Annotated in this window: 20 protein-coding genes; 12 read left to right on the top strand and 8 right to left on the bottom strand. The window is 68.5% G+C overall.

Going from position 1 to position 26,027, the window contains the following annotated elements; translation table 11 throughout:
- Positions 1-399 precede the first annotated feature (399 nt).
- Entirely contained in the window at positions 400-1,755 is a 1,356-nt protein-coding gene (locus tag AC07M9_RS14435; protein WP_494884477.1) for an MFS transporter, read from the top strand.
- 15 nt (positions 1,756-1,770) lie between these two features.
- Here AC07M9_RS14435 and AC07M9_RS14430 read toward each other — a convergent pair whose 3' ends face one another.
- The 6 genes from AC07M9_RS14430 to AC07M9_RS14405 all read right to left on the bottom strand — a co-directional run bounded on the left by AC07M9_RS14430 (position 1,771) and on the right by AC07M9_RS14405 (position 10,686).
- Entirely contained in the window at positions 1,771-3,138 is a 1,368-nt protein-coding gene (locus AC07M9_RS14430) for a PepSY-associated TM helix domain-containing protein (protein ID WP_494884475.1), read from the bottom strand.
- Positions 3,139-3,149: 11 nt separating this feature from the next.
- Complete coding sequence (locus AC07M9_RS14425) at positions 3,150-5,432, bottom strand: TonB-dependent receptor (RefSeq protein WP_494884473.1); 2,283 nt, start codon at positions 5,430-5,432, stop codon at positions 3,150-3,152.
- A gap of 90 nt (positions 5,433-5,522) precedes the next feature.
- A complete protein-coding gene (locus AC07M9_RS14420) occupies positions 5,523-5,927 on the bottom strand; it encodes a hypothetical protein (protein ID WP_494884471.1) in 405 nt (134 codons plus the stop codon).
- An 85-nt stretch (positions 5,928-6,012) separates the two neighbouring features.
- On the bottom strand, positions 6,013-7,428 hold the full coding sequence (locus AC07M9_RS14415; RefSeq protein WP_494884469.1) for an aldehyde dehydrogenase family protein: 1,416 nt from the start codon (positions 7,426-7,428) through the stop codon (positions 6,013-6,015).
- 141 nt (positions 7,429-7,569) lie between these two features.
- Positions 7,570-9,345 (bottom strand): thiamine pyrophosphate-binding protein, encoded by a 1,776-nt coding sequence (locus tag AC07M9_RS14410; protein WP_494884468.1) that lies wholly within the window; start codon positions 9,343-9,345, stop codon positions 7,570-7,572.
- A gap of 141 nt (positions 9,346-9,486) precedes the next feature.
- Positions 9,487-10,686: a CaiB/BaiF CoA transferase family protein gene (locus tag AC07M9_RS14405; RefSeq protein ID WP_494884466.1), complete on the bottom strand. Its 1,200-nt coding sequence runs from the start codon at positions 10,684-10,686 to the stop codon at positions 9,487-9,489.
- A gap of 321 nt (positions 10,687-11,007) precedes the next feature.
- Between AC07M9_RS14405 and AC07M9_RS14400 the strand changes: the two genes are divergently transcribed.
- From AC07M9_RS14400 to AC07M9_RS14380, 5 genes are all read left to right on the top strand, one after another.
- Complete coding sequence (locus AC07M9_RS14400) at positions 11,008-12,174, top strand: acyl-CoA dehydrogenase family protein (RefSeq protein ID WP_494884464.1); 1,167 nt, start codon at positions 11,008-11,010, stop codon at positions 12,172-12,174.
- Between the two features lie 169 nt (positions 12,175-12,343).
- Positions 12,344-13,249: an HpcH/HpaI aldolase/citrate lyase family protein gene (locus AC07M9_RS14395; protein ID WP_494884462.1), complete on the top strand. Its 906-nt coding sequence runs from the start codon at positions 12,344-12,346 to the stop codon at positions 13,247-13,249.
- 139 nt (positions 13,250-13,388) lie between these two features.
- Complete coding sequence (locus tag AC07M9_RS14390; protein ID WP_494884461.1) at positions 13,389-14,651, top strand: acetyl-CoA hydrolase/transferase family protein; 1,263 nt, start codon at positions 13,389-13,391, stop codon at positions 14,649-14,651.
- Position 14,652: 1 nt separating this feature from the next.
- Complete coding sequence (locus AC07M9_RS14385) at positions 14,653-15,420, top strand: enoyl-CoA hydratase/isomerase family protein (RefSeq protein WP_494884459.1); 768 nt, start codon at positions 14,653-14,655, stop codon at positions 15,418-15,420.
- A gap of 163 nt (positions 15,421-15,583) precedes the next feature.
- Positions 15,584-15,859 carry a hypothetical protein gene (locus AC07M9_RS14380; protein WP_494884458.1) on the top strand — a complete coding sequence of 92 codons (276 nt, stop codon included), beginning with the start codon at positions 15,584-15,586 and terminating at the stop codon, positions 15,857-15,859.
- A gap of 62 nt (positions 15,860-15,921) precedes the next feature.
- On the opposite strand, the gene AC07M9_RS14375 is transcribed toward AC07M9_RS14380, so the two are convergent.
- Entirely contained in the window at positions 15,922-17,766 is a 1,845-nt protein-coding gene (locus AC07M9_RS14375) for a flavin-containing monooxygenase (protein ID WP_494884456.1), read from the bottom strand.
- A gap of 100 nt (positions 17,767-17,866) precedes the next feature.
- On the bottom strand, positions 17,867-18,817 hold the full coding sequence (locus tag AC07M9_RS14370; RefSeq protein ID WP_494884455.1) for an SDR family NAD(P)-dependent oxidoreductase: 951 nt from the start codon (positions 18,815-18,817) through the stop codon (positions 17,867-17,869).
- Positions 18,818-19,078: 261 nt separating this feature from the next.
- On the opposite strand from AC07M9_RS14370, the gene AC07M9_RS14365 reads away from it, so the two are divergent.
- The 6 genes from AC07M9_RS14365 (at position 19,079) to AC07M9_RS14340 (ending at position 25,958) form a co-directional block, all read left to right on the top strand.
- On the top strand, positions 19,079-20,674 hold the full coding sequence (locus tag AC07M9_RS14365) for a Vgb family protein (protein WP_494884453.1): 1,596 nt from the start codon (positions 19,079-19,081) through the stop codon (positions 20,672-20,674).
- 17 nt (positions 20,675-20,691) lie between these two features.
- The gene (locus AC07M9_RS14360; RefSeq protein ID WP_494884452.1) at positions 20,692-21,105 is read left to right on the top strand and encodes an EthD domain-containing protein; all 414 of its coding nucleotides are present in this window, start codon (positions 20,692-20,694) and stop codon (positions 21,103-21,105) included.
- A 173-nt stretch (positions 21,106-21,278) separates the two neighbouring features.
- The gene (locus tag AC07M9_RS14355; protein ID WP_494884450.1) at positions 21,279-22,526 is read left to right on the top strand and encodes an MFS transporter; all 1,248 of its coding nucleotides are present in this window, start codon (positions 21,279-21,281) and stop codon (positions 22,524-22,526) included.
- A gap of 118 nt (positions 22,527-22,644) precedes the next feature.
- Positions 22,645-24,003: an aromatic ring-hydroxylating oxygenase subunit alpha gene (locus tag AC07M9_RS14350; RefSeq protein WP_494884448.1), complete on the top strand. Its 1,359-nt coding sequence runs from the start codon at positions 22,645-22,647 to the stop codon at positions 24,001-24,003.
- 156 nt (positions 24,004-24,159) lie between these two features.
- The gene (locus AC07M9_RS14345; protein WP_494884446.1) at positions 24,160-25,101 is read left to right on the top strand and encodes a VOC family protein; all 942 of its coding nucleotides are present in this window, start codon (positions 24,160-24,162) and stop codon (positions 25,099-25,101) included.
- A gap of 206 nt (positions 25,102-25,307) precedes the next feature.
- On the top strand, positions 25,308-25,958 hold the full coding sequence (locus AC07M9_RS14340) for a glutathione S-transferase family protein (protein ID WP_494884445.1): 651 nt from the start codon (positions 25,308-25,310) through the stop codon (positions 25,956-25,958).
- Positions 25,959-26,027: the final 69 nt, after the last annotated feature.

The following is a 26,027-nucleotide window of genomic DNA, read 5'->3' as shown; positions in this document are numbered from 1 at the left end:
TCTTGAAGGCTCTCACATCGGGTTCTGACCGGGTCGAAATTCCAAAGTTCACCGAGCCAAAGTGCTTTCAATAGGAAGACGCCCAGTTCGGATTTCAGGACAATCTGGGTATCGCTTGGGCAACCCGGAAGCCTGGGCAAATTCCGGCATCAGAAGCCTCGGAAACCGTGGATTTCTGCCGTTCTATCGCTCGTATTCGTAATGATGGGGTCACAGGTTCGAATCCTGTAAGCGGCACCATTCTCCAACATCAACAAGCTGAAATACAACGCAGCGTCGCTGCCTGCACGTTCGCGCGGGCAACACCGCTGCGGGGCTCTTTTTCAGCTGGTGAAAATAAGGGGGTCACGCCGGCGATGGAGCCGCTACGTTCGCAGGGAAGCGAAGTGGGAGCAGGATGTGGCGCAAGCGGCGAATCACGAAGATACGGCGGACCTGCCCTATTTGCGCAAGGTGGTCGGGGCTTCGATGGCCGGCACCATCGTCGAATGGTACGAATTCTTCCTCTACGGCACCGCCGCCACGCTGGTGTTCGGCAAGCTGTTCTTCCCGGCGGGCACGAACGAGCTCGACGGCGTGATCGCCGCCTTCGCCACTTACGCGGTGGGCTTCATCGCGCGTCCGCTGGGAGGGGTGGTGTTCGGGCACATCGGCGACAAGGTCGGGCGCAAGTCGCTGCTGCAGTTCAGCCTGATGCTGATCGGCGCCTCCACGTTCCTCATGGGCTGCCTGCCGACGTTCTCGGGCATCGGCTACTGGGCCCCGGTCCTGCTCGTGAGCCTGCGCTTCATCCAGGGCTTCGCGCTGGGCGGGGAGTGGGGCGGCGCGGTGCTGCTGGTGGCCGAGCACAGCCCCAACCGCAGCCGTGCGTTCTGGGGCAGCTTCCCCCAGGCCGGGGTGCCGCTCGGCAACCTGCTGGCGACGATCGTGCTGCTGGTGCTGTCCGCCACGCTGTCCGACGCGCAGTTCCTCGCTTGGGGCTGGCGGATCGGCTTCTGGCTGTCGGCGGTGATCGTGGGGGTCGGCTACTACATCCGTACCCAGGTTGCCGATTCGCCGATCTTCGAGGCCGCCAAGGCCGAGGCGGAGAAACGCGCCGATGCGGGCTATGGACTGGTCGAGGTGTTCCGGCGCTATCCGCGCGGCGTGTTCACCGCGATGGGCCTACGTGTGGGCGAGAACATCCTCTACTACATGGTGGTCACGTTCTCGATCACCTACCTGTCGCATATCGGTGTCAACACGACGAACATCCTGACGCTGCTGTTCTGTGCGCATATCCTGCACGTCATGGCGATCCCGCTGTTCGGGGGGCTGGCGGACCGGGTGGGGCGCAGGCCGGTCTACCTGACGGGCGCGGTGCTGACGATGGCCTGGCCCTTCGCGGCATTCCCGATGTTCGCCACCGGCCATCTCGCGGTGGTGCTCGCGGCGATCTTCATGGGGATGATCGTCCACGCCCTGATGTATGCGCCCCAGCCGGCGATCATGGCGGAGATGTTCCCGACGCGCATGCGCTACTCCGGCGTGTCGCTGGGCTATCAGGTCACCGCGATATTCGCGGGATCGTGGGCGCCGCTGATCGGGACGGCGCTGCTGCGCGCCTACGACGACTGGCTGCCGATCGCGTTCTACATCCTGGGAGCGGGCGCGATCAGCGTGGTTTCGGCGCTGGTGATGGCGGAAACCCGGGGCACCTCGCTCCTCGCGATCGATCGCGAGGACGAGGCGCGGCTGCGGGCGGCCGGGCCCTGATCGCCTTCGGGCCGATCAGGGCGAGACGGCGCTCGCGCGCCAGCCCATCCATCGGCGAAGCGGCGGGGACAGGCGCCCGAGCGTAACTTCCAGGCCGCAGGCCAGGGCTAGTGAGAGCCCGAACAGCGGCATCGCCAGCGCCAGCGCGAGGACCAGCGCCACCAGCGCCCAGGAATGGCGCAGCGCGGCGAGGCTGACCGGAGCGCCGAGCTGGCCGCCCGGGCGCCGCCGCCACCACAGCACGACGCTCGACACGCAGAGCGCCGCCAGCCCGCACAGCACCGCGAGGTTGGCGAGCTGGTTGGCAAGGCCCGCCCAGGCGCCCTCGTGGATGGCGACGCCGTAGCCGACCGCGCGGTCGATCCAGTGGCGGTCGGCGAAGCGCTGCACGCCGACGAGCGTGCCGTCGGCGGCGATCTCGGCGCTGTCGCGGCGCGGGCGGTTCTCTGCTTGGCTGCGGACCTGCCACGGGGCGCTGTGGGTGGTCGGGGGGCTGACTTCGACGGGGGCGGCGAAGTGCAGGGCGGCGGCACGGGCGGCGACGGCGTCGAGTGCGGCCGGGGGCGGGGCCATGTGCATCTTCGTCATGCCGTGATGCTCGGCATGTTCGGATAGCATTGCGCGCATGCCGGCGTCGGCGCGGACGCGGTTGGCGGCGTCGGCGGACGCACCGGCGGACCAGTCCTGCGCGCCGTAGGCCATGCCGGTGATGGCGCGGACCTGGCGGAAATAGTCACCCCAGGCGCTGGCCCAGGGCAGCCCGGAGGCGATCAGGAACAGCGCTCCCAACGAGACCCACAGGCCGGTCACCGCATGGATGTCGCGCCAGAACAGCGCGCGGCCGCGGCGCAGGCGGGGGTAGAGCACGCCGGCGAGGCGTGTCCCTCCGCGCGGCCACCACAGGAACAGCCCGGTCAGCAGCATGACCATGGTCCAGCACGCCGCCGCCTCGACCAGCGCCGAGCCGCGGTTTCCGGCGAGAATTTCGCCGTGGAGGCGGAAGATCACGCGCATCAGGCGGTCTTCCTCGGGCACTTGGTACAGCACCGCGCCGGTCTGTGGGTGGACCCATACGCGTATGTCCTGCGCGCCCTGGCCCACCAGCACCTGCACCGCATCATCCGGGTTTTCGGGCAGCACGTACTTGTGGAGCACCGATCCCGGCACCGCCGCCACGGCGCGCGCGGCGATCGCGTCGGGCGCGAGGCTCGGCGCCAAGGTGCGCTTAACGCCGCGATAAGGCGCATATAGCGCGTTTTCGATCTGCGGCTTGAACAGGTAGATCCCGCCCGTCACCGACAGCCAAAGCACGAAGGGCAAACAGAAAAGCCCGGCGTAGAAGTGCCAGCGCCAGACTGCGCGGTACCAGCGTTCGGTGCGCATTTCCGTTCCGCTCACAGCTTCCACCCCGCTTCGAGCAGGAAACTGCGCTGCGGGTAGGGGTGATAGACCCATGCGCGGTCGTTGGTGATGTTGTCGACCCCGGCGCTGACGCGCAGCTGCGCGGTCACGTCCCAGCTGACCTTGGCGTCGAGCGCAAACAGCTCGGAGGTGTAGCCGTAGGTATCGCCGCGCTGGAGGCCGAACAGGTCGGTGTTCGGGCGGCTGGCATAGCGCACGCCGACCGAGACCAGCACCGGCTCGGCGACGCGGTAGCGCAGGTTGCCGTTGATCCGCCAGCGCGGGATGCGCGGGAACTGCACGCCCTCGGCGGCGGGGGCGGCGTCGTTGCGCAGCGTGACCGAATCGATCCAGGCGGCGTTGGCGTCGAGGTCGAGGCCGGGCAGCGCCACGTCACGGGCCTCGGCGATCAGTTCGAGGCCGTATTGGCGGGTGCGGTCAATGTTCTTGTAGCTGGAGGTGGTCACCCCGTTCTGGTTGAACCCGGTGAACGAGAAGATCGTGTCCTTCACCCGCTGCCAGAAGGCGGAGGCGGTCAGCTTCACGCGGCCGAAATCACGGGCGACGAGCAGGTTGGCGTCGGTCGAGCGTTCGGGCCGCAGGTTCGGGTCGAAGCTGTCGCGGTTGAAAGTGCCGTCGCCGTTGAGGCTGCCCTGGAACAGCTCGCCCACCGTCGGGAAGCGGGCGGCCTTCGCGAGGCTGAGCTGGACGCGGGTATCGGGACCTGCCGCCCATTCGAGCGCGGCCTTGGGCTGGAAGCCGTCGGCATGGCGGCTGGGGTAGAGCCTGGTGACCGTCGCTCCCGCCGTGCCGAGGCGCGCCAGCCCGCCGTCGAACGCGCGCCAGTCCTCGTAGCGGGCGCCCAGCGTCAGGGTCACCGGATCGAACGGCACGCGCAGTTCGGCCCAGGCGGCGAGGTTGCGGGTCTTGCCGAAGGTGCGGGTGGAGAACGCCTTGCCGTCATCGCTGCGCCAGTCGGCGAGCGCGTAGTTGGTGAGGTCGGTCCGGTAGAGGTTGGCGCTGCCGCCGCCGGCCAGTTCCAGGCGGCCGAGCCGGGCGGTCAGCGAAAGTTCGCCGGTCCACCACCAGGTCGGCCCCTGCCTTGCCAGCGTGCCCACGCCGTCGCTGGCCCCCGCATTGTAGCCTTTCGAGGTGAAGCCGTCCGCGCGCAGGATCCGGTAGGTCGAGACGTTGGCCTGCACGACCACCGCGTCGGACAGCGGCGCGGCGAGCTTGAGGCCGGCGAGCAGTTCGTCGCGCACCGTGCGCGACCAGTTGGCGCCGCTCGCGGTGTATTTCTGCCCGCCGATCGAGACGAGGCCGTCGCACACCGGGTTGCCCGCCGCGTCGCGCAGGTAACAGTCCGGGGCTGTCTGGCTATCGAGGTTGTGCCAGTAGGCGAGCAGGAATTCGCCGGTCACGCCGGATGCGCCGTCGTAACCGAGGCGCAGCTTGGCCTGGTCCTGGGTGATCCGCGCCGGGCTCTGCGCGGCGAACATCGGGTTGGTCGCGGTGCCGGGCGCGCCCGCCATGGCCTGCCTGGGATCGAACACGGCGCCCGTCACCGGCGTCGCGGGGGCGGCGCTCGCCGAGGGCGTCAGCCCGTAGAACATCTGCGGGTGGCCGGTGTTGCGGAAGTGGCGACCCGATAGACGCAGCGACCACGGGCCGTCCTTCTGGTGGAAGCCGAAGCCGGCCTCGGCGGAGTAACCCCGGTAGGTGTCGTGGGTGCGGTACTGGTCGTAGGGCTGGGCCATGCCCTGCACCGCCGCGAAGGCCTCGGTCCGCTCGGGCGAGCGGGTGGTGATGTTGACCACGCCGCCCATCGAATTGCCCGCATAGCGCGCCGAATAGGGCCCGTAGACGACGTCGAACTGCGCGACCTCGCCGGGGCCGACCACGCCCCACTTGGGCGCATAGGCGAAGGAATTGCCGAGGAAGTTGGACACGGTGAACCCGTCCACCATCACCAGCGTGCGGGCGCTCTGGGTGGAATGGGTGCCGCGAAAGCCGGGCACGCCGTTGGAATCGCCAGCGTAGCGGGTGCGCACGAAGAAGTCGGGCGCGTACTTCATCAGGTCCTCGACGTTGCGTGCGTTGACGCCTGCGAACTGCTCGTCGCCGAGGCTGACCGAGAGGCCGCGCGCGTCGAGGCTGATGTCGCGCTCGCGCTGGCCGACGACGAGGATGGTGTCGCCCGGGGCTTCCTCCGCGAGGGCGTGGAACGGCAGCAGGGCAAGCGGTGCGGCGCCGAGCGCCAGCAAGGTACGGAACATGGAAAATTCACCTGAACGGCCGCGCGCTGGCGGGGCAGCGCGGGCTTGCATGACGACCGCGGGCGCTGGGCCTACGGCGTGGCTATGGCGTCAGGTGAAGGGGGGAGGGGCCTGGCTGGGCGGGCGGATGCGCGCGGGCGTGCAGCGGAGCGCCAGCGGCTGGCGCACGATCGCGGCTACGAACACGAAGGCCAGCGCCGCCAGCACCAGCGGCGCGAGGTCGGCGCCGGTCATTCCGGCGGCGAGTGGCGCGAAGGCGCAGGGGTGGTCGGCGGTGGTGGTGTTATGGTCCTGATGCGGACCCTTCTTCGGGATCGTGATCGTCATCGTGGTGCCGGCAGGCATCGAGCCGGAGCACAGCGCGACGATCAGCCCGGTATCGGGCGCGGCGGGCATGTAGCCGGCCGGGACCAGCGCCTTCAGACACAGCGCGGCGGCCAGCAGCAATGCCGCCAGCGCCGGTCGGTCCCGAAAGAAATGCCTGATCGTGCCCACGGGTTCGCCTTTAGCGGGTCGGGTCGGTTGGGGGAAGGGGAAGACCTGAGGCGAATGGCCCCGGTGTCTGCCCCTTCCTAAACCGTCAGCCCCAGCCGACTACGGACTTCACTTCGAGGTATTCGTGGAACCCGAACTCGCCCCACTCGCGCCCGTTGCCCGAGCGCTTGTAGCCGCCGAACGGGGCGTGGAAGTCGAAGCCGCCGTTCACCCAGATCGCGCCGGTGCGCATCCGCCGCGAGACGGCGCGGCAGGCCTCGATGTCCTCCCCCGAGACGTAGCCGCCGAGGCCGAAGTTCGAATCGTTGGCGATGGCGATGGCGTCGTCGATGTCGTCGTAGCCGATGATGACGAGGACCGGGCCGAAGATCTCCTCGCGGGAGATGACCATGTCGTTGGTGCCGATGAACACGGTGGGCTTCACGTACCAGCCCTTGTCGAGACCATCGGGACGGCCGAGGCCGCCGGCGATCAGTTCGGCGCCTTCGGCGACGCCCTTCTCGATGTAGTCCTGGATGATGTTGTATTGGCTCTTGGAGACGACCGGGCCCATCGCGAAGTTGCCGGTGGGATCGCCCACGGTGACGCCGTTGGCGGCCTCGGCGGCGACCTTGCGGACTTCATCCATGCGCGAGGACGGCACCAGCAGGCGCGAGCCGGCGGAGCAGGTCTGGCCGGAATTGCCCATCATGCCCGCCGTGGCGCCCGCGACGTTGGCGGCGAGCGAGGCATCGTCGAGCACGATCCAGGCGCTCTTGCCGCCCAGTTCGAGGCCGACGCGCTTGACGGTGTCGGCGGCGTCCTTGGTGATCTGCACGCCGACCGGCTCGGAGCCGGTGAACGAGATCATGTCGACGTCCTCGTGCTTCGAGAGCGCGGCGCCGATCACCGAGCCCTGGCCTTGGATCATGTTGAACACGCCTGCCGGAACCCCGGCCGCATGGATCATCTCGGCGAGGATCTGCGCCGAGTAGGGGGCGAGTTGCGGGGGCTTCAGGATCATCGTGCAGCCGGCTGCTAGCGCGGGGAAGATCTTCACGCAGGTCTGGTTCATCGGCCAGTTCCACGGCGTGATGAGGCCGCAGACGCCGATCGGCTCCTTGCGGATCATGGTGACGCCGCGCTGTTCCTCGAACTTGAACTCGCGCAGCACTTCGATCGCGGTGCCGAGGTGTCCCTTGCCGAGCAGGGTGTGGAAGCCGTTGGCGAGCGAGGTGGGCGCGCCCATCTCGACCATGATCGCCTCGCCCAGTTCGGCCTCGCCGCGCAGGTATTCGGCCTGGATCGCCTCGAGCAGGTCGAGCCGTTCCTTGACGCTGGTTTCGGAATAGCTGGCGAAGGCGCGGCGGGCGGCGGCGACGGCCTTGTCGACGTCGGCGGGGGAGCCGAGCGAGATTTCGCCCGAGACTTCCTCGGTGGCCGGATTGATGACTTCGGCGGTCTTCGGGGTGACGGGGGCGACCCATTGGCCGTCGATGTAGAACTGCGTGTAGTTGCGCATGACCTTCTCCCAAGGTTTGTGCTGGGGACTAAAGGCAATGCCCGCACCGCGCGCAAGGCGGGTACGGGCATCGTCGTTTTTATCTGGGCGCCGCCTGAGCGCGCCCACTTGGCCGGAAAGCGGTCTTTCCGGCTGAAGGCATTACTGCGTGCCTTCAGCGTACCAGGTGCGGAACTCGTTGTAGTTCGGCATTTCCTCCGAGTTCGCGGCCGGGTCGATCGGCACATGGATCACGGTGCAGCCGCCGCGGGCATAGGCGCGCTCGATGGCGGGACCGATGTCGGCGGCCTTCTCGACGTATTCACCGGCGGCGCCGAAGCCCTCGGCGATCTTGTCGAAGCGGACCTTGTCGGACCAGTGGACGCCGGTTTCCTTGGTGCCCTTGCCGAAGGTGCGCTTGTAGACGCCCACTTCGAGGCCCCACTGGAAGTCGACGCCGACGACGATCACCAGCGGCAGCTCCTTGCGCACGGCCACTTCGAGCTCGCCGATGTGGAACAGGAACGAGGAGTCCGAGGTCAGCAGCATGCCCGGGCGCACCTTGCCGGTCTCGGCCTGGTCGGCGAGCATGGCGCCCGTCGCATAAGGCAGGCCGGTGCCGATGTGGCCGTAGTTCTGGTTCCAGATCACGTCGCGCGGCTTGGCCTGCGAATAGGTCCACTGGAAGATCACCGTGGCGCCGCCGTCGCGGATCAGGATGCCGTCCTTGGGGAACGCCTTGGTCGCCTCGGTGACGAACTGGCTGGTGTGCATCTTCGAGGTCGAACCATCGGGCTTGGACGCGGCGTCCTCGGCCAGTTCCTCGAGCTGCTGGGCATCGCGCTGGATATATTCCGAGAGCGATTCCGACGCCTTGCGCGGCGTGTCCTTCAGCGCGCGGACGAGCTGCGGGACGACGGCGCGGACGTCGCCGACCAACGGGATGTCGATCGGGCGGTTGACGCCGATCGCGGTCGGATCCTGCTGGACGTAGATCCACTTGCGGTTGGCTTCGTTGTCGACCCAGTGGCGCCAGCGGCCGTAGTGGCTCGGCTCGCCCAGTTCGGTGGCGAGGGCGACGCAGCAGTCGCTCTCGACCACGGCGTCGATCGAGGCTTCCGAGAAGCCGTAGGGGAAGGTGCGGTCTTCCAGGCCCGGAATGAACGAGGTGCCGCCCGAGGTCTGGACGACCGGGCACTGCATCAGGTCGGCGAGTTCCTTGACCGCCGCGCCCGCCTTGGCGGTGTAGACGCCGTGGCCGACCAGCAGCACCGGGTTCTTGGCGTTGCGGATGGCTTCGACGGCTTCGAGGATGCGGTCGCCGTCGGCGCCCTGGTTGGTCAGGCGATAGCGGTGCGGCGGCAGCACCGGCGGCAGGTCGAGTTCCTCGAGGATGATGTGCGAGGGGAATTCGATGTATGCCGGTCCCGGCGTGCCCGACATGGCGATGCGGATCGCCTCGCGGACGATCTCGTCGGTCTGGTCGGCATATTCGATCGAGCTGGAGAACTTGACCGAATCCTCGATCATGGGCTCCTGGCGGACGAACTGGATGCGGCCGCGGCGCACGCGGCGCTCGGTGATGCGGGCGCGCTGGCCGCCGATGAAGATGACCGGGTCGTTCTCGACCTTGGCGCACTGGATGGCGGGCATCATGTTCGCCATGCCCGGGCCCAGGGTGCCGATGCAGACGGCGGGCTTGCCGGTGATGCGCGCGGCGGCGGCGGCCATGTGGCCGGCGGACGCTTCATGGTGCGGCGAGACGACGGTCCAGCCGCGCGTCTCGGCCTCGAGGAAGAGGTGGACGAAGTTGGGATCGGGGATGCCGAACAGGGTCTTGATGCCCTCGGCCTCGAACAGGTCGAGCATGCGCTTGAATACGGGGGTGCCCGTGGAGGACTTGGCCGGCGCTTCCGCCTGGGGCTGGTCGTCGTACATCGTGGTTTGCCTTTCTTCCGATCCGTTGTCGCTAGGTCTTCAAGGGAGGTTCGGGGATACCGATCACGCTCCCAGGGTCCGGCTTGGGCAGGTGGTTAGCCCAAGCCTTTCGATGCTGTCAGGTGAAATCAACAGTCCTGTTCACTTCGACTCGCTGACCATCGCCGGGGCGACGCTTGCAGGCGCGTTGGCGAGTTCCGCCAGCACCGCTTCGTTGTCCTGTCCGAGCATCGGCGCCGGTCCGCGCACTTTGCCGGGCGTGGCCGAGAACCATGTCGGCACGCCGGGGAAGCGCACCGGGCCCTGCGGCGTCTCGACTTCCTCGAAAAAGCCGATGGCGTTGAGCTGCGCGTTGTCGAACAGCTCGTCGGTGGTCTGCAGGCGCGCACAGGGGATGTGGAGGGCGCGCAGCGTGTCGAGCCATTCCTGCGTGGTGCGGGTGAGGAACGTCTCGCCCAGCAGTCCGTAGACGCGGCCGATCTGCTTCGCGCGCTTCTCGAGCGTGGAGAATTCCTCGCTCGCCCAGGGCGGGCTGACCGAGGCCATGAAGGCGTCCCAGTGCTTGTCGTTGTAGACCAGCGCGGCGACGTAACCGTCCTGCGTTCGGTAGGGCCGCCGGTTGGGCTCGACCGCGCGGTGGTAGTGCGCGGGCGTCGTCGGCGGCGCAAACATCGCGCCGTTGGCATGCTCGACCAGCATGAACGAGGACATCGCCTCGAACATGGTGACTTCCACCTCCTGGCCTTCGCCGGTGCGCTCGCGGTGGAACAGCGCCATCATCGTCGCGTAGAGGGCGTGGAGACCGGCGACCTTGTCCGCCATGATCGTGGCGACGTAGCCGGGCTCGCCGTTCATCAGCCCCTGGACGTGGGGGATGCCGCATTCGGCCTGGATGGTGTCGTCGTAGGCGGGCTTGTCCCCCTCGGGCCCGCGCCGGGAGTAGCCGTAGCAGTTGGTGTAGACGATGTCGGGCCTGATGGCCTTCACGGCCGCGTAGTCGAAGCCGAGCTTGGCGATCGCGCTCCCGCGCATCGAGTGGATGAAGACATCGGCGGTGGCGATCAGCGCGCGCAGCGTCGCGCGGTCGGCGTCCTGCCTGAGGTCGAGCATGAGGCCGCGCTTGCCGCGGTTCACGTTGACGTAGATGCCGCCCATGCCCGGGACCGGGCCGGTGGTGATCCAGCGGGTGTTATCGCCGGCGGGGGGCTCGATCTTGAACACCTCGGCGCCCATGTCCGCCATGATCTGCGTGGCGTAGGGCCCGAAGACCACGCTGGTGAGGTCGACGACGCGAATGCCCGCGAGGGGGCCCGGCGCCGTCATGTCTGCCTTTTCGGCCATCCCGCTCTCCACCTCTGCCGCCAGCGCTCCACCTGCCTAACTTCGTCATCCCCGCGAACGCGGGGACCCATCTGATGCCCGTTCGACAGGCACCGTCATCAGCTGGGTTCCCGCCTTCGCGGGAATGACGAGGAGGGGGACGAGGCCTTGCGGCGATCCTTCTTGTCCCAGCAAACCTAACCCAACGTCGAAATCAAATCCATGCGTATTTTCGTTCGACGAACCGATATCGGAACAACGCCGTTGTCTCGGCCCCTTCGCGCTGCTACGCCGTCGCCAGCGCCGGAACGGGCGGAAACCGGGAAGAAGGGCCGAAACCAGGTGGATTTCACACTCAACCAGGACCAGCAGGATATCCGCGAGGCCGTCCTGAAGCACTGCTCGCAGTTCCCCGACGAGTACTGGCTCGAAAAGGATCGCAGCGGCGAATTTCCGACCGAGTTCCACCTGTCGATGGCGCAGGCCGGCTGGCTCGGCGTCGCCATGCCCGAATCGGTGGGCGGCGCTGGCCTCGGCATCACCGAGGCGGCGGTGATGATGCAGGCCGTGGCCGAGAGCGGCGGCGGCATGACCGCGGCCTCCGCGATCCACGGCCCGGTCTTCGGCCTGGAGCCGGTCGCCCTGTTCGGCACCGAGGAGCAGCAGCAGCGCATGATCCCGCCGATCCTGTCGGGCGAGGAGAAGATGTGCTTCGCGGTGACCGAGCCCAACACTGGCCTCGACACCACCAGCCTCAAGACCCGCGCCGAGAAGGTGCCGGGCGGCTACAAGGTCAACGGCGAGAAGATCTGGATCACCAACGCCCACGTCGCCGACCGCATGCTCCTGATCGCGCGCACCACCCCGCTGGAGGAGGTCAAGAAGAAGACCGAGGGGCTGACGCTGTTCTACACCAAGCTGGACCGTGCCCACATCGAGCACCAGCTGATCCCCAAGATGGGGCGTCACGCGGTGGGCTCGAACATGCTGTTCATCACCGACCTGTTCATCCCCGAGGAAGACCGCATCGGCGCCGAGGGGCAGGGCTTCAAGATTCTCCTCCAGGGCCTCAACCCCGAGCGCGTGCTGCTCGGCGCGGAAGCGACCGGGCTTGGCCGCATCGCCATCAAGAAGGCGTCCAAGTACGCGCAGGAGCGCGTCGTCTTCGGGCGGCCGATCGGGCAGAATCAGGGCATCCAGCACCCGCTCGCCAAGGCTTGGATGCAGGTCGAGGCGGCGAGCCTCATGGTGTTCAAGGCCGCGACCATGTTCGACAAGGGGCTCGACTGCGGGGTGGAGGCCAACGCCGCCAAGTACCTCGCCGCCGAGGCCGGGTTCGAGGCCTGCCAGACCGCCGTCATGTCGATGGGCGGCATGGGCTACGCGCAGGAATATCACGTCGAGCGCTACCTGCGCGAAGTGCTGATCCCGCGCATCGCCCCGGTCAGCCCGCACCAGATCATGAACTACATCGCCGAGAGGGTTTTGGAACTGCCGCGCTCGTACTGAGAAGGTTTGCGCCGTCCCGGGCTTGACCCGGGACCGCTGGCCGCCAAGCAAGGGCCCAACACATCACCGTCATCCCCGCGAAGGCGGGGATCCCGCTTCCTCGCGGCGGGTGAACACCAAGCGGGGCCCCGCCTGCGCGGGGGCGACGAGGTTAGAGGACATCTGGAAAATGCCGTTCGATCACCAGCCACCCCGGCACCAGCCTTCCACCGCCCGCTCCTGGCTCTTCGCGCCGGGCGACAGCGAGAAGAAGATGACCAAGGCGACGGAAGGCGACGCCGACATCGTCCTCATCGACCTCGAGGACGCCGTCGCCCCCGACGCCAAGGCCGCCGCGCGCCCCATGGTCCACGACTTCATCAAGGCCCACCCCGAGCAGCGGGCGCGCCTGTGGGTGCGCATCAACCCGTTCGACGGCCCGCACACCCTGCACGACCTCGCCGCGGTCATGCCCGCGCATCCCGGCGGCATCATGCTGCCCAAGGTCTATGGTCGCGCCGAGGTGGAGAAGCTCGACCACTGCCTCTCCGCGCTGGAAGTGGCGAACGGGATCGAGGAAGGCTCCACCCCCGTCATCGTGCTCATCACCGAGACCGCCGAGGGCATGTTCCACACCGGCGACTACAAGGGCGCGCCGCGCGTCGTCGCGCTGACCTGGGGGGCGGAGGACCTTGCCGATTCGATTGGCGCTTCGTCCAACCGCAACCCGGACGGCTCGTACTCCTTCACTTACGAACTGGCGCGCAGCCTCACCGTGCTGGGCGCGGCGACGGCGGGCGTCACCGCGATCGAGACGATCAGCGCCGACTTCCGCGACCTTGACGCGCTGCGCACCCGCGCCGAGAAGGTCCGCCGCGACGGTTTCCGCGGCATGATGGCGATCCACCCGGCGCAGGTTCCGGTGATCAACCAGGCCTTCACCCCCACCGAGGCGGAGATCGCCGAGGCGCAGGAAGTGGTCGACGTCTTCGCCGCCAACCCCGGCGTCGGCGCGATCGGCTGGAAGGGCGGCATGCTCGACCGGCCGTATCTGGCCCGCGCGGAACGACTGCTGCGGCAGGCGGGGAAGCTCTAATGGCTGGCGTTCGTCGTCGTCCCGGACTTGATCCGGGACCGCTGGCCGAGCCGCGCCTACCTCGCCGCACGCGGAGCCTCGCCGAAGGGTGGGCCGTTCCCGGCCAGCGGTCCCCGGTCGAGCCGGGGACGACGTCATTATGATAGCGCCGGAAAACCTCGACCTCACCCAATACCTTCGCCCCGGCGACCACATCGTCTTCGGCCAGGCCTGCGGTGAACCCACAACGCTGGTCGAGGCGCTGATCGCGCAGGGGCCCACCATCGGCGACCTCAAGGCGTTCATCGCCACCAGCTTCTCCGGCCTGTTCACGCCCGAGAGCGCGCCCGCATTCCGCTTGTCGTCGATGGGCGCGATCGGGGCGCTGCGGGCGATGACCAAGGCCAATCTGCTCGACGTCATCCCGGTCCACGTCAGCCAGGTGGCGCCGCTGATCACCGCGGGCGTGATGCCCTGCGACGTGGCGATGGTCCAGGTCAGCCCGGCCGACGCTGAGGGCAACCATTCGTGCGGCCTCATCTCCGACTACGTGCGCGCCGCCGTGGACAAGGCGCGCGTCGTCATCGCCGAGGTCAACGAGGCTGTCCCCTACGTGCCGGGCGAAATGATCCCGGCGAGCGCCATCGACGTGGCGGTGCCGGTCAGCCGCGCCCCCGTAGAAGTCGCGCCTGCGAAGATCGGTGCCACCGACGAGGCCATCGCGCGGCTCTGTGCGGAGTTCATCGGCGACGGCTCGGTGATCCAGACGGGCGTCGGCGCGGTGCCCGATGCGATCCTGCGCCGGCTCCACGACCGCCGCGACCTCGGCGTCCACTCGGGGATGCTGGGCGACGGGCTGGTGGACCTCGCCGAGGCGGGCGTGCTCACCAATGCGCGCAAGGAGATCGACCGGGGCGTCTCGATCAACGGCGCGCTGATCGGCACCCGGCGGCTCTACGACTGGGCGCATGACAACCCGGCGATCCGCATGACCCCGACGAGCTACACCCACGATGCGGGCGTGCTGGGCCAGCTCTCCCGGCTCGTCACGATCAACTCCGCGCTGGAGGTCGACCTCACCGGGCAGGTCAATGCCGAGCAGTCGGGCGCGGCCTACATGGGCGGCACTGGCGGGCAGGTGGACTTCGTGCGCGCCGGGGCCCGTTCGCCGGGCGGGGCCTCGCTGATGGTGCTGGCCTCGACCGCCAAGGGCGGGACGCTGAGCAAGATTGTGTCCTCGCTCTCCGGGCCGGTTACCAGCGCGCGCAGCGAAGTGGACGTGGTGGTGACCGAGTTCGGCGCCGCCCGGCTCAAGGGCCAGACGCTGGCCGAACGCGCCCGGCGCCTCGTCGCCGTCGCCCACCCCGACTTCCGCGAGGACCTCGACCGCGCCGCGTTCGAGATCGCCAAGAGAGGTTTCTGAGATGACCGACGCCGTCCTGTATGACGCCCGCCCGGACGGCATCGCCGTCATCACCATCGACCGCCCCGACCAGCGCAACGCCCTCAGCCGCGAGGTCCGCGAGGGCCTGCGCGCCGCGTGGGCGCGGTTCGAGGCGGACGACGGCGCGCGCATCGCCATCCTCACCGCGACGGGCGATAAGGCCTTCTGCGCGGGCGGCGATCTCAAGGAGATGGTCGAGACCGGCATGGCGGTCCCCCCGCGCGACATGTACGCGCTGCCCTACGACACCATCGAGCTGTCCAAGCCCACCATCGCGGCGGTCAACGGCGTCGCCTTCGCGGGCGGCTGGATGATCGCGCAGGCCTGCGACTTGTGCGTCGCCTCGACCAGTGCGAAGTTCGCCATCACCGAGGTCAAGGTCGGGCGCGGCAGTCCCTGGGCGGCGCCGCTGATCCACATGATCCCGCAGCGCGTGTTCATGGAGATCGTCCTCACCGGCAAGCCAATTACGGCGGCGCGCGCCTACGAGATCGGCCTCGTCAACCGCTTGGCCGAGCCGGGCGCGGTGCTGGACGCAGCGATCGAACTGGCGCTCGAAGTGCTGGAAGGCGCGCCGCTGTCGGTCAAGGCCGCGCGCGAGACCGTGATGCTCTCGACCGAAATGGGCCGCAGCGCCGCGCTCGCCGCCGCCCGCGCGGCGCACGAGCTGACCTACAATTCGCACGACGCCCAGGAAGGCCCGCGCGCTTTTGCGGAAAAGCGCAAGCCGGAGTGGACCGGGCGGTAATCCCGCCCCTAACCCCCTCCAACGGGAGGGCGGTGGGCAGTCATCCGTTTCGCCCACGGCTTCCAGCGGTGCCTGACTTGACGGATACCCGGTGCCGGGGCCTATGGCCGGTGTGCCCGGAGCGCTCGGCTTCGCAAGTCCCGACCTGAAAGCTCCCGACACCATGCCGCAAGATTCGATGGTCCAGCTCGCCCTCTTCACGCAGGCCGTCGAGGCGTTGGGCGGGCAGCGGGTGACGGCGCGCATGCTCGGCCTCGAGGAGCGGGACCTGCTGGCCCGGCTGGCGGGCGATGCGCCGCTGGACACCGGGATCCTGCGCGACATCGCCAAGGCCCTGATCGACCACGCCGACCGCTGCCGCAAGATCGAGCGCAAGCTCTCGCCGGCATTCTCGGAGAACCTGACCGTCATCCAGGCCGAGGGTTTCGGCGGCGGGTGAAACGACAAGGGCGACAGGTCCTTCGACCTGCCGCCCCCGCCCTCCTCCAGAGCTCTCAAATCTCAGCTCACGGTTTCCCGCGTCTCGAACGCGACGCCCGGCAGGTCCGGGGTCTTGCGCCAGTCGGCGAGCATGTCGCGCCAGGCGTCCCAGCCGGGCAGGTAGCCCTTGAACAGGGCCCACTTGAGCTCCTTGTCGCCTTCGTTGTTGAAGTAGCTGGGCGTGCAGCCCTGCTGGAATTCCGACATGTCGACTTCGTTGTCGCGGCAGTGCTGGACGTAGCCGGCGACGCCTTCCGCCGTGGCGGAGAACTTGTCGGCGCCGCGCCGCACGGTCTCGCCGATCATGAAGGCGAGGTGCTCGGCCTGGCGGCCGAACTGCTCGGTGGTGCTCGAGTTGGTCGCGCCCTGGATATAGCCCATGTAGAACATACCAGGGAACTTGTCGGTGGTCACGCCGTGGAGCGTGCTGGGGCCGTTGGTCCAGTGCTCGTAGATCGACAGGCCGCCTTCACCCTCGACGGTGTCGATGCCCCACCGGCGCTTGAGGTCGGAGGTGACCTCGAAGCCCGAGGCGAAGATGAACAGGTCGACCTCGTATTCCACGCCGTCGGCGACGAAGCCCTTCTCGGTCATCCGCTCGACGCCCTGGGTCGGCGAGACGTCGATGACCTTGACGTTGGGCTGGTTGAAGGTCGGGTAGTAGTCGTTGTTCGACAGCGGCCGCTTGCACATGAAGCGGAACCACGGCTTGAGGATTTCTGCCGTTTCCTTGTCGGACACCTGCTCGTCGACGCGGCGGCGCAGGCGTTCCATCACCTGGAAGTCGACCACGTCGCGGCGGGCCAGCAGCTCCTCGATCGGCAGCTGCGGGTTGCCGTCGGCTTCGAGCTCGATGTTGAGGTTGCGGCTGATCTCGGTCCAGATGTCGCAGATCTGGTCGGGCTCGCCGGGCAGGAAGAACTGCTGCGCGCCGCGGTGGAAGTTCGCCATGCGCTCCTGCTGCCAGCCGGGCTGGAGCGAGGCCGCCCAGTCGGGATCGGTCGGCGGATTGGGCCGCTCGTCGATGTTCGAGGGCGTGCGCTGGAGCACGTAGAGCTGCTTGGCGTACTTGCCGAGATAGGGCACCGCCTGCACCGAAGTGGCGCCGGTGCCGACGATGGCGACGCGCTTGTCCTTCAGCTTGTCGAGCACCGGCTGCGTCCACGAGCCGCCGGTGTAGTCGTGCTCCCAGCGGCTGGTGTGGAACATCTTGCCCTTGAAGTCGTGGATGCCGGGGATGCCGGGCAGCTTGGGCATGTTCATCACGCCGCCGGCCATGACCACGAAGCGCGCGCGCAGGTCGTCGCCGCGGCTGGTCTTGACGTGCCAGCGCTTGATCGTCTCGTCCCAGGTGATGCTTTCGACGAGGGTGTGGAACAGCGCCTTGTCGACCAGCTCGAAGTCGGTCGCCATCTTCTGGCAGTAGGCCTGGATTTCCCAGCCGTCCGAGAACTTCTTGCTCGGCAGGTAGCCGGTTTCCTCGAGCAGCGGGAGGTAGCAGTAGGCGTCGTTGTCGCACTGCACGCCGGGGTAGCGGTTCCAGTACCACACGCCGCCGAAGCCGCCCGCGTGGTCGATGTTGCGCACGTTGGAGACGCCCTGCTTGTGCAGGTGGTAGCCCGCCAGGATGCCGGAGAACCCGGCGCCCAGGATCGCCACGTCGAGGTCCTCGACGATCGGATCGCGCGTCGCCACCGGGGTGAAGGGGTCGTGGGCGTAGTTGTCGGAGAAGTCGCCGGTGGGACGCACGTACTGCTCGCCGCCTTCGCGGCGCAGGCGCTTGTCGCGCTCGGCGATGTACTTCGCCTTGAGCGCGGGGATGTCGAGTTCCTCAGGCGCTGGCACGTTGGTTTTCTGGCAGATCATTCCGGTCCCACTTTCTGTCGTGCGGGCGACTCTGCCGCGAGGCGGCGCCCTATGGATGCGATGTGGATTTGGCGCATTTAGTTGTCAACAGTGTTGTTGATTAAGCATCCGCATCCGTAACCGATCGCTCTCCCGATCGCGCCATGGCGAAGCTGTAGCCGATGTGGCCGACGTGGCCGTGGAGGCCGAAGTCGAGCAGCTGTGGATTCTCCGGCCCCTTGTCCTGGAACGCCTCGGCGGCGGCGGCGACGTCCTCGATGGTCCATTCGGGCCGCCAGGCGCCGCGCGTCTCGGCGATGAAGGCACGGGCAATGCGCCCGGCGATCGAGGCGATCATCTCGCCACTGACCGAGCAGGCCTCGTGCGCCAGCCAGGCGACGACGGGGGCGACCAGTTCGGGGTCCATCGGCGGGTACTGCGACACGTCGATGCCCTCGGCCATGCGCGTGACCGCGCTGGGGACGATGACGTTGGACTTGACGTTAAAGTCCTCGCCCTCGAGCGCGGCGACGTTGCTGAGGCCGATCATGCCCGACTTCGACACGGCGTAGTTCACGCAGGCCTTGTTGCCGTAGATGCCGCCGATCGAGCTGGTCAGGACGATGCGGCCGAAGCCCGCGTCGCACATCGGCCCGAAGGCGGCCTGGACGACGTGAAAGGCGCCGAGCAGGTGGACGTCCAGCACGCTGCGGAAGTCCTCGTAGGCGATGTCGCGGATGGTGCCGTAGCGCACGTTGCCCGCATTATGGATCAGCGCGTCGATGCGGCCCCAGGTGTCGAGCGCGGCCTGGATGATCGCGCGGCCGCCCTCAGGGGTGGCGACGGTATCGGCGTTGGCGATGGCCTCGCCGCCCGCCGCGACGATCTCGTCCACGACTTCCTGCGCGACGCTTGTATCCGGTCCATCGCCGCGAATCGCGCCGCCGAGGTCGTTGACCACCACCTTGCAGCCCAGCGAGGCGAGCAGCAGGCAATAGGCGCGGCCAAGGCCCCGGCCGCCGCCGGTGACCACCGCGACGCGGCCGTCGAAACGCAGGGCAGGGGTCGGCATGGTCGGGCGTCCTCTCGTGCGGCGCGGGTCGGCTTGTCGGAAGAACGGCGGCGCCCTGCGCTCGGCGTTCCGGCGCGACGCCCGGCCGGATTGATTATGGGTTCGGCGCACGAATATCCGCACGCCTTCCCACTTGGCAACGGTAGGCCCGTCGCCGGGGCGATGCCGGGTGGAGGCGGGTGGGCCGCGTTGCGTGGGGGGACACCTGCCTATACCAATCGGCAAAAGACTCGGCCCGCGCCGATGGAGAGAGGTGTATACATGCTGCAAGCCGCAGGCCGGAATTCCAACGCGATAGCCGCCACCCCGGGCGAAGGCTGGGCGATCCACCGCATGACCCCCGCCAGCCGCCTCGCCAGCGCCAACGGCATCCGCACCGGCGCCGATGGGCGCATCTATGTCGCGCAGGTCGCTGGCTCCATGGTCAGCGCGATCGACGTCGACAGCGGCGTGATCGAGACGATCAGCCCCAACGGCGCCGGCATCGTCGGGCCTGACGACCTCGCCTTCGACGAGGCGGGCAACCTCTACTGCACCGAGATCACCATGGGCCGCGTCTCGATGATGACGCCCCAGGGCGAGTACCGGGTGATCCACGGCGACATGCCGGTCGCCAACCCGATCACCTACCACCAGGGCCGGCTGATCGCGGGCGAACTGCGCATCGGCGGCCGGATCATGGAGCTGGACCGCGACGGCGGCGCTCCCCGCGTGATCTACGAGGGTGTGCCGATGGCGAACGCCTTCGAGGTCGGCCCGGACGGCAAGCTCTACTTCCCCGCGCAGGGCGCCAACGAGATCTGGCGCATCGGCCTCGACGGCGGCGAGCCCGAGGTGGTGGCGAAAGACCTCGGCGTGCCCGACTCGGTCAAGTTCCACCCCGATGGCTACATCGTCTCGACGCAGGTCTATTCGGGGCAGGTCCTCAAGATCGACCCGCGCACCGGCGAGAAGTCGATCCTCGCCGACATCGGTCCGGGGCTCGACAACGTCGCCTTCGTGAACGGGCGCACGTTCGTCAGCCATATCAACGGCTCGATCACCGAGATCGTGGAGCCCGGCAAGACGAAGCCGCTGGTCGAGAAGGGGCTGCAGTGGCCGCTTGGCCTCGCGGTGGACGAGCATGGCCATGTCCTCGTCGCCGACGGCGGGTTCGCCTACCTGCTGCGGCCGGGCGAGCACCTGCAGCTGGCCGGGATGCTGTTCTCGCCGGGCTTCCCGGGCTGGATTCGCGACGCGGTCGCCAGCGGCGCGGACGAATGGATCGTCACCACCGCCAACGGCGACGTCGCGCGCTGGAAGCCGGCCGCGGGCGAAACCGAAGTGCTGGCGAGCGGCTACGACCGGCTGATGGGCGTCTCGGTCGGCCCCGACGGCGGCGCGGTCTTCGCCGAGTTCGGCACCGGCAAGGTGTTCGCGCAGGAGGGCGGCAACGTGGTCGAACTGGCCTCGGGCCTCGACCGGCCGATGGGCGTCGCGGTGGCGGGCGACGGCAGCGTCTACGTCGCCGAGAGCGGCGCGGGCCGCGTGGTCAAGCTGGTCGGCGGCCGCCAGGAGACAGTGCTCGACGGCCTCGCGCGGCCCGAAGGCCTCGCCATCGCCGGGGGCACCCTCTACGTCGCCGATCCGGGTGCCAACGCCGTGGTCGCCTGCGACCTGTCGGGCGGCGCGCGCGAGACGCTCGCGAGCGGCCTGCCGATCGGCGGCCCCGGCGGCGCGCAGCCGATCCAGCTGGGCGGGGTGGGCGACATGTGCGGGCCGATGAACACTTTCAACGGCGTGGCCGTCGCCCCCGACGGCACCGTCTACCTCTCCGCCGACGCCGAGGGCTCCGTCCTCGCGCTGCGCCGCGTCTGACACGGGAGCCCGCCACGATGCTCAAGCAGATCTGCTTCTTCCGCAAGCGCCCCGACATGACCATGGACGAGTTCATGGACTACTACGAGAACCAGCACTCGCAGCTCGCGAAGAAGATGGGTGCGGCCCCGGCGATCCCGGGCGCGGTACGCTACGTGCGGCGCTACCTCGTGCCGGAGAAGAACCCGATCACGGGGCAGGTCCATGACAGCGGCTACGACTGCATCATGGAAATCTGGTGGAACAGCCGCGAGGATTTCGAGCGCTCGCAGGCGATCATCTCCTCGCCCGAGCGCCTGCCGATGACCAAGGCGGACGAGGACAAGCTGTTCGCCGGGCACGAGAACCCGGTAGCGACCTGCATCGAATACGATTCGCCCATGGGCCCGAACGGCGAGGCCACGCAGGTCGAGCTGCGGTACGGGGACTGAGGGGTCTGATGCGAAACCACGTTTTCTGCCCCAATCCCCGCCATCCCCGCGTAGGCGGGGATCCCGCTTGTTCTTTCGACCTCGCGACAGGAAGCGGGATCCCCGCCTGCGCGGGGATGACGGGGTGCGGTGGGGCAGCGGAAGTGGTCCGTCCTCTACAGGGCGGGCTGTAAATGCACGCCCCCGCACCTCCCACCGCCCGCGAGGAATGGCGCGCGAACCCGTTGCTGCCGGTGGCGGCGGGGCTGGGCTATGCCACCAGCGTCATCCACATCTACGGCATCGGCCCGTTCTACGGCCCCACCGCCGCCGAGTTCGGCTGGAGCCGCACCGAGGTCACTTTCGGCCTCACCATCGCCACGCTGGTGCAGGCGGTGGGCGGGGTGTTCATCGGCCTCGCGGTCGACCGCTTCGGCCCGCGCCGGTTCGGGGTGGTGGGGCTGGTGCTGCTCGGCCTCGCCTTCGCGCTACTGGGGAGCGCGGACGGTTCGCTGCTCAACTGGTACCTGCTATGGGGCCTGATCGCGCTGGCGGCGCTGCCGGTGCAGGCCTCGGTCTGGACGAGCGCGGTGGCCTCGCGCTTCACCGCGTCCCGGGGCATGGCCTTCGCGGTGACGCTGTGCGGCGCTTCGATCGCGGCGGGGGTGTTCCCGCCGATGGCGACCGCGCTGATCGGCGCATTCGGCTGGCGCGCGGCCTTCCCGGCACAGGCCGCGATCTGGCTGGCGGTGGCCTTCCCGGTGATCTTCGTGTTCTTCCACGGCCGCTACGACAAGGGCCGGCGGCAGAAGGTCGAGGACCTGGGCTCGAAACCCGCCGACCTGCCGGGCGCGAGCCTGAAGGACGGCCTGCGCTCCAGCGTCTACCACCGCCTGTTCGTGGCGAGCCTGCTGTTCACCTTCACCATCATCGCCCTCGTCGTCCATTTCACCGCGATCCTCGGCGACGCCGGGGCGAGCCCGATGGCGGCGGCGGGAATCGCGTCTGTCATCGGCTGGTTCTCGCTCGCCGGGCGGCTGGGGACGGGCCTGCTGCTCGACCGCCTGCCCGCCTCGCTGGTCGGCGCGGCGGTGTTCCTGCTGCCGGTCGCGGGCTGCCTGCTGCTCCTGCTCGGCGGCGGCTCTATGGCGGCGATGATCGGCGCCTCGGCGCTGATCGGGCTGACCCTGGGCGCGGAGATCGACGTGGTGGTCTACCTGCTCACCCGCCATTTCGGGTTGCGCAACTTCGGCGGCCTCTACGGGGGCCTGCTCGCGGCGCTGTCGATCGGCACCGCGATCGGGCCGCTCGCGGCGGCGCAGTTCTACGACCGGACCGGCAGTTACTCGGGCTTCCTGTGGCTGGCGCTCGGCTTCATGGCGGCGAGCAGCGTTGCGATCGGCACCCTGCCGAGGGGCAAGGCGGCCTACGCGGCGCATTGAACGCCGTTGACGGGATAAGGGGGATCGCTGGTCGTGCCGGTAACCGCACCGGCGATTTGCCCCGCCGTGCCAATAATGAGATAACCGCCGCAAATCGGCACAAGGATACGAGGATACCATGGGTGAAATCGGCAAGATCGTGCAGGCGCCGGAAGAGCTGGTCGCCCCGGTCAACGTGTCCCCCGAGGCCTACATCTCGCGCGAATACGCCGAGGCGGAACGCAGCAAGCTGTGGCGCAAGGTCTGGCTCCAGGCCGGGCGGATGGAGGACATCGAGAAGGTGGGCTCCTACATCACCTTCGACATCCTCGACGATTCGGTGATCATCGTGCGCGCCGGGGCGGACGAGATCCGCGCCTTCCACAATGTCTGCCCGCACCGCGGCCGCAAGCTGGTCGACACCCCCAAGGGCAAGCGCAACGCGCGCGGCAGCCGGCCGAATTTCATATGCGGCTACCACGGCTGGACCTTCGACCTCGAAGGCACCAACACCTACGTCGAGCACCAGGACGACTGGCAGGGCCACCTGTGCGATGGCCTCGCCGACCTCGGCAAGGTCAAGGTCGAGAGCTGGGGCGGGTGGATCTGGATCAACCTCGATCCGGAAGCCGGGCCGCTCGCCGAATACCTCCACCCCGCCGCCGGGATGCTCGACCCCTACGGGCTGGAGAAGATGCGCCCGCGCTGGCGCAAGTGGGTGGTGTTCGAATGCAACTGGAAGGTCGCGATGGAAGCCTTCTGCGAGACCTACCACGTCTCCTCCACTCACCCCGAGTTCATGGAATTCGGCCAGTTTCGCGGCTGGGCCCGCAACCAGGGGCTGCACTCCAACATCGGCTACGAAGCGCCCAAGGGCCAGGAGGAGGACTCGGGCAAGCTGCGCCTCGGCGCCGGCGAGGACCCGCGCTTGACCACGGCGGACATGCAGAACTTCACCTGGGCCAATGCCAACACCAACACCACCACCACGCTGGTGGCGGTGGCCAATCGCCTCAAGGACGAGCTGCCCGAAGGCACCCCGCCCGCCGAAGTCTCCGCCTACTGGATCAGCACCGCGCGCAAGGAGGACGAGGCGCGCGGCGTGGTCTGGGCGCAGGTCGACCCGCAGCACACCGCGCAGGCCGGCACCGCCTGGCAGATCTTCCCGAACTTCCAGATCGGCCACGCGGTCAACAACATGCTCTGCTACCAGGCGCGCCCCTACAAGGGCGACCCGGACATGTGCATCTTCGAGGCGGCGGTCTACGAACTCTATCCCGAGGGCGAAGCGCCGGAAACGGAGTGGGAGTACACCGAGCCGGGCGACTGGCCGCCGGTGCTGCAGCAGGACTTCAACAACATGGCGGCCGTCCAGCAGGGCATGAAGAACGTCGGCTTCCGCGGTGCGCAGCCCAACCCCTACATGGAACGCTCGGTCGGCTCGCTGCACATGAACCTCGCGAAGTTCATGGGGACGGGCGCGCCCAAGACGTATTGATCGGTCGCTGCGCCGGTTTTCCGTCGACTAAACAAATCCCGTTGCCCCCGCGAAGGCGGGGCTCCCGCTTCCTTCCGCCCCGCTGCAGAAACAAGCGGAATCTCCGACTTCGCGGGGATGACGGATGAGGGTGTGGATGACGAATGAGGTGGAGGCATGGTTCTGCCGCCCCACGCCTCCATGCAGGATGACCCGCTCATGCAGTTCCCCCTCGTTCATGTGAGCTGGGCCCTCGCGGACAATGCCGACCGCCCGGAGTGCGATGCCTTCTTCCGCGACGTGTTCGGCGCAAGGACCGCCTACGAAATCCTCGTCACCCCGGAGACCGCCGCGCTGGGACTCGACCGCGAGGAATCGCTGCTGATGGTGGGCGACACCATGGTCATCCCGATCGCGCCGGCCGGTCGCGGGGCGGAAGTGGGCAATCCGCTGGGCGACATGCTGCGCCGCTCGGCCATGCCGATGCGCTGGATCGGGCTGGCGCTCAAGACCACCGACCTCGCCGCCGCCGACGCCTGGTTCGCAGGCCGCGGCTTCAAGCGGCACTACGATCCGGGCATGGAGGCGCACTATTTCCTGGTGCCACGCGGGCAAGCGCTGGGTGTGCGGCTGGAGATCGTGCGCCAGGACATGCCGAACGACCCGCGCCATGATCCGCAGTGGACGCCCGAGGCGCACCCGCTCGGCATCGAGGGCCTGCAGGCGGTCGGCGTCACCACGCCCTCGCTGGCCGAGGCGCGCGCGCTGTTCGCCGGCAAGCTCGAATGGCCGGAGATCGGAGAAAGAGACCTGCCCGATGCCCGGGTCGCCGCCTTCGCCATGGGCGATACCGTGGTCGAGGCGGTGGAAGGCGCGGAGGGCTCGGCGATCGCCGACCACGCGCGCGACGTGAAGGGCATCCACCACCTCGTCTTCAAGGTCCGCAACGCCGCCTCCGCCGCAACGTACCTGCACGGCAAGGGCCTGCCGGTGATCGGTGATACCGACGACCGCTTCGCCATCCACCCCGACGCCGCGCACGGGCGGCTTATCTGGTTCACCGAGGTCACGCCGCCGGGCTATCTGCCGGTGGGGTCCAAACTGGCCACGCCGGCATAACGTCGTCCCCGGCCCGACCCGGGACCGCTGACCGGGCCGCGCCCACGCATCGGCAGGGCGCCCGCCGGAGGTTTCCGCCGGAGAGCCATCGCCTCTAGAGGACCCAGCGGTCTCCGTTTCGCGGGGTCGAGGGGATGTCGGCTTGACTCCGGCCCGCGAAAAGCCTGCCTTGCGGGTTACCCCGCACAACCGGCCGGAGTTTGCCCGTGAAGCCCACGATCACCGCTTTCGCAGCCTCGCCCGACGGGGGCCGGGGCCTTGCGCGCGATATGCCGGTGCGCTGGGCGCTGGAGGAAGTCGGCCAGGCTTACGACGTGCGCCTGGTCTCTTTCGCCGCGATGAAGGAGCCGGCGCACCTCGCGATCCACCCGTTCGGCCAGATACCGACATACGAGGAAGGTAAGCTCGCCCTGTTCGAGTCGGGCGCGATCGTGTTCCACATCGCCGAGCACCACCCCGGGCTGCTCCCGGACGATCCGGATGGGCGGGCGCGCGCAATCATGTGGATGTTCGCCGCGCTGGGCACGGTGGAGCCGCCGGTGGCCGAGCACGACATGGCGCCGTTCCTCGACGCCGGCAAACCTTGGTACGACGCGCGCCTGTCCGCGCTCGACGACCGCGTTCGCGTACGGCTGGGCCAGCTGGCCGCCCGGCTCGGTGAGGCGGACTGGCTCGATGGGACCTTCAGCGCCGGGGACCTGCTGATGGTCTCCGTGCTGCGCCGGCTGGCGGGCTCGGGCCTCGTGGAGGAATATCCCAGCCTCGCCGCCTACGTCGCACGCGGCGAGGCGCGGCCCGCGTTCCAGCGGGCGTTCGCGGCGCAGCTGGCCGTATTCCATGCCGCGCAGGGTCGCTGAACAGACCCCAAAAACGCCGAGGGGAGGCGGCGACCCCGATTTTCCTACATCGCCGACGCCTGCTAGCTT

The sequence above is a fragment of the Novosphingobium sp. GW821-FHT09E05 genome (assembly GCF_059416165.1).
This window is presented reverse-complemented; position numbering and strand designations above follow the sequence as displayed.

Bases quoted from the DNA above. Each gene is read 5' to 3' on its own strand.
- AC07M9_RS14430 (WP_494884475.1), bottom strand. From the start codon at position 3,138: ATGCGCACCGAACGCTGGTACCGCGCAGTCTGGCGCTGGCACTTCTAC.
- AC07M9_RS14425 (WP_494884473.1), bottom strand. From the start codon at position 5,432: ATGTTCCGTACCTTGCTGGCGCTCGGCGCCGCACCGCTTGCCCTGCTG.
- AC07M9_RS14415 (WP_494884469.1), bottom strand. From the start codon at position 7,428: ATGCGCAACTACACGCAGTTCTACATCGACGGCCAATGGGTCGCCCCC.
- AC07M9_RS14410 (WP_494884468.1), bottom strand. From the start codon at position 9,345: ATGTACGACGACCAGCCCCAGGCGGAAGCGCCGGCCAAGTCCTCCACG.
- AC07M9_RS14405 (WP_494884466.1), bottom strand. From the start codon at position 10,686: ATGGCCGAAAAGGCAGACATGACGGCGCCGGGCCCCCTCGCGGGCATT.
- AC07M9_RS14395 (WP_494884462.1), top strand. From the start codon at position 12,344: ATGCCGTTCGATCACCAGCCACCCCGGCACCAGCCTTCCACCGCCCGC.
- AC07M9_RS14390 (WP_494884461.1), top strand. From the start codon at position 13,389: ATGATAGCGCCGGAAAACCTCGACCTCACCCAATACCTTCGCCCCGGC.
- AC07M9_RS14385 (WP_494884459.1), top strand. From the start codon at position 14,653: ATGACCGACGCCGTCCTGTATGACGCCCGCCCGGACGGCATCGCCGTC.
- AC07M9_RS14380 (WP_494884458.1), top strand. From the start codon at position 15,584: ATGCCGCAAGATTCGATGGTCCAGCTCGCCCTCTTCACGCAGGCCGTC.
- AC07M9_RS14375 (WP_494884456.1), bottom strand. From the start codon at position 17,766: ATGATCTGCCAGAAAACCAACGTGCCAGCGCCTGAGGAACTCGACATC.
- AC07M9_RS14370 (WP_494884455.1), bottom strand. From the start codon at position 18,817: ATGCCGACCCCTGCCCTGCGTTTCGACGGCCGCGTCGCGGTGGTCACC.
- AC07M9_RS14365 (WP_494884453.1), top strand. From the start codon at position 19,079: ATGCTGCAAGCCGCAGGCCGGAATTCCAACGCGATAGCCGCCACCCCG.
- AC07M9_RS14360 (WP_494884452.1), top strand. From the start codon at position 20,692: ATGCTCAAGCAGATCTGCTTCTTCCGCAAGCGCCCCGACATGACCATG.
- AC07M9_RS14355 (WP_494884450.1), top strand. From the start codon at position 21,279: ATGCACGCCCCCGCACCTCCCACCGCCCGCGAGGAATGGCGCGCGAAC.
- AC07M9_RS14350 (WP_494884448.1), top strand. From the start codon at position 22,645: ATGGGTGAAATCGGCAAGATCGTGCAGGCGCCGGAAGAGCTGGTCGCC.
- AC07M9_RS14345 (WP_494884446.1), top strand. From the start codon at position 24,160: ATGGTTCTGCCGCCCCACGCCTCCATGCAGGATGACCCGCTCATGCAG.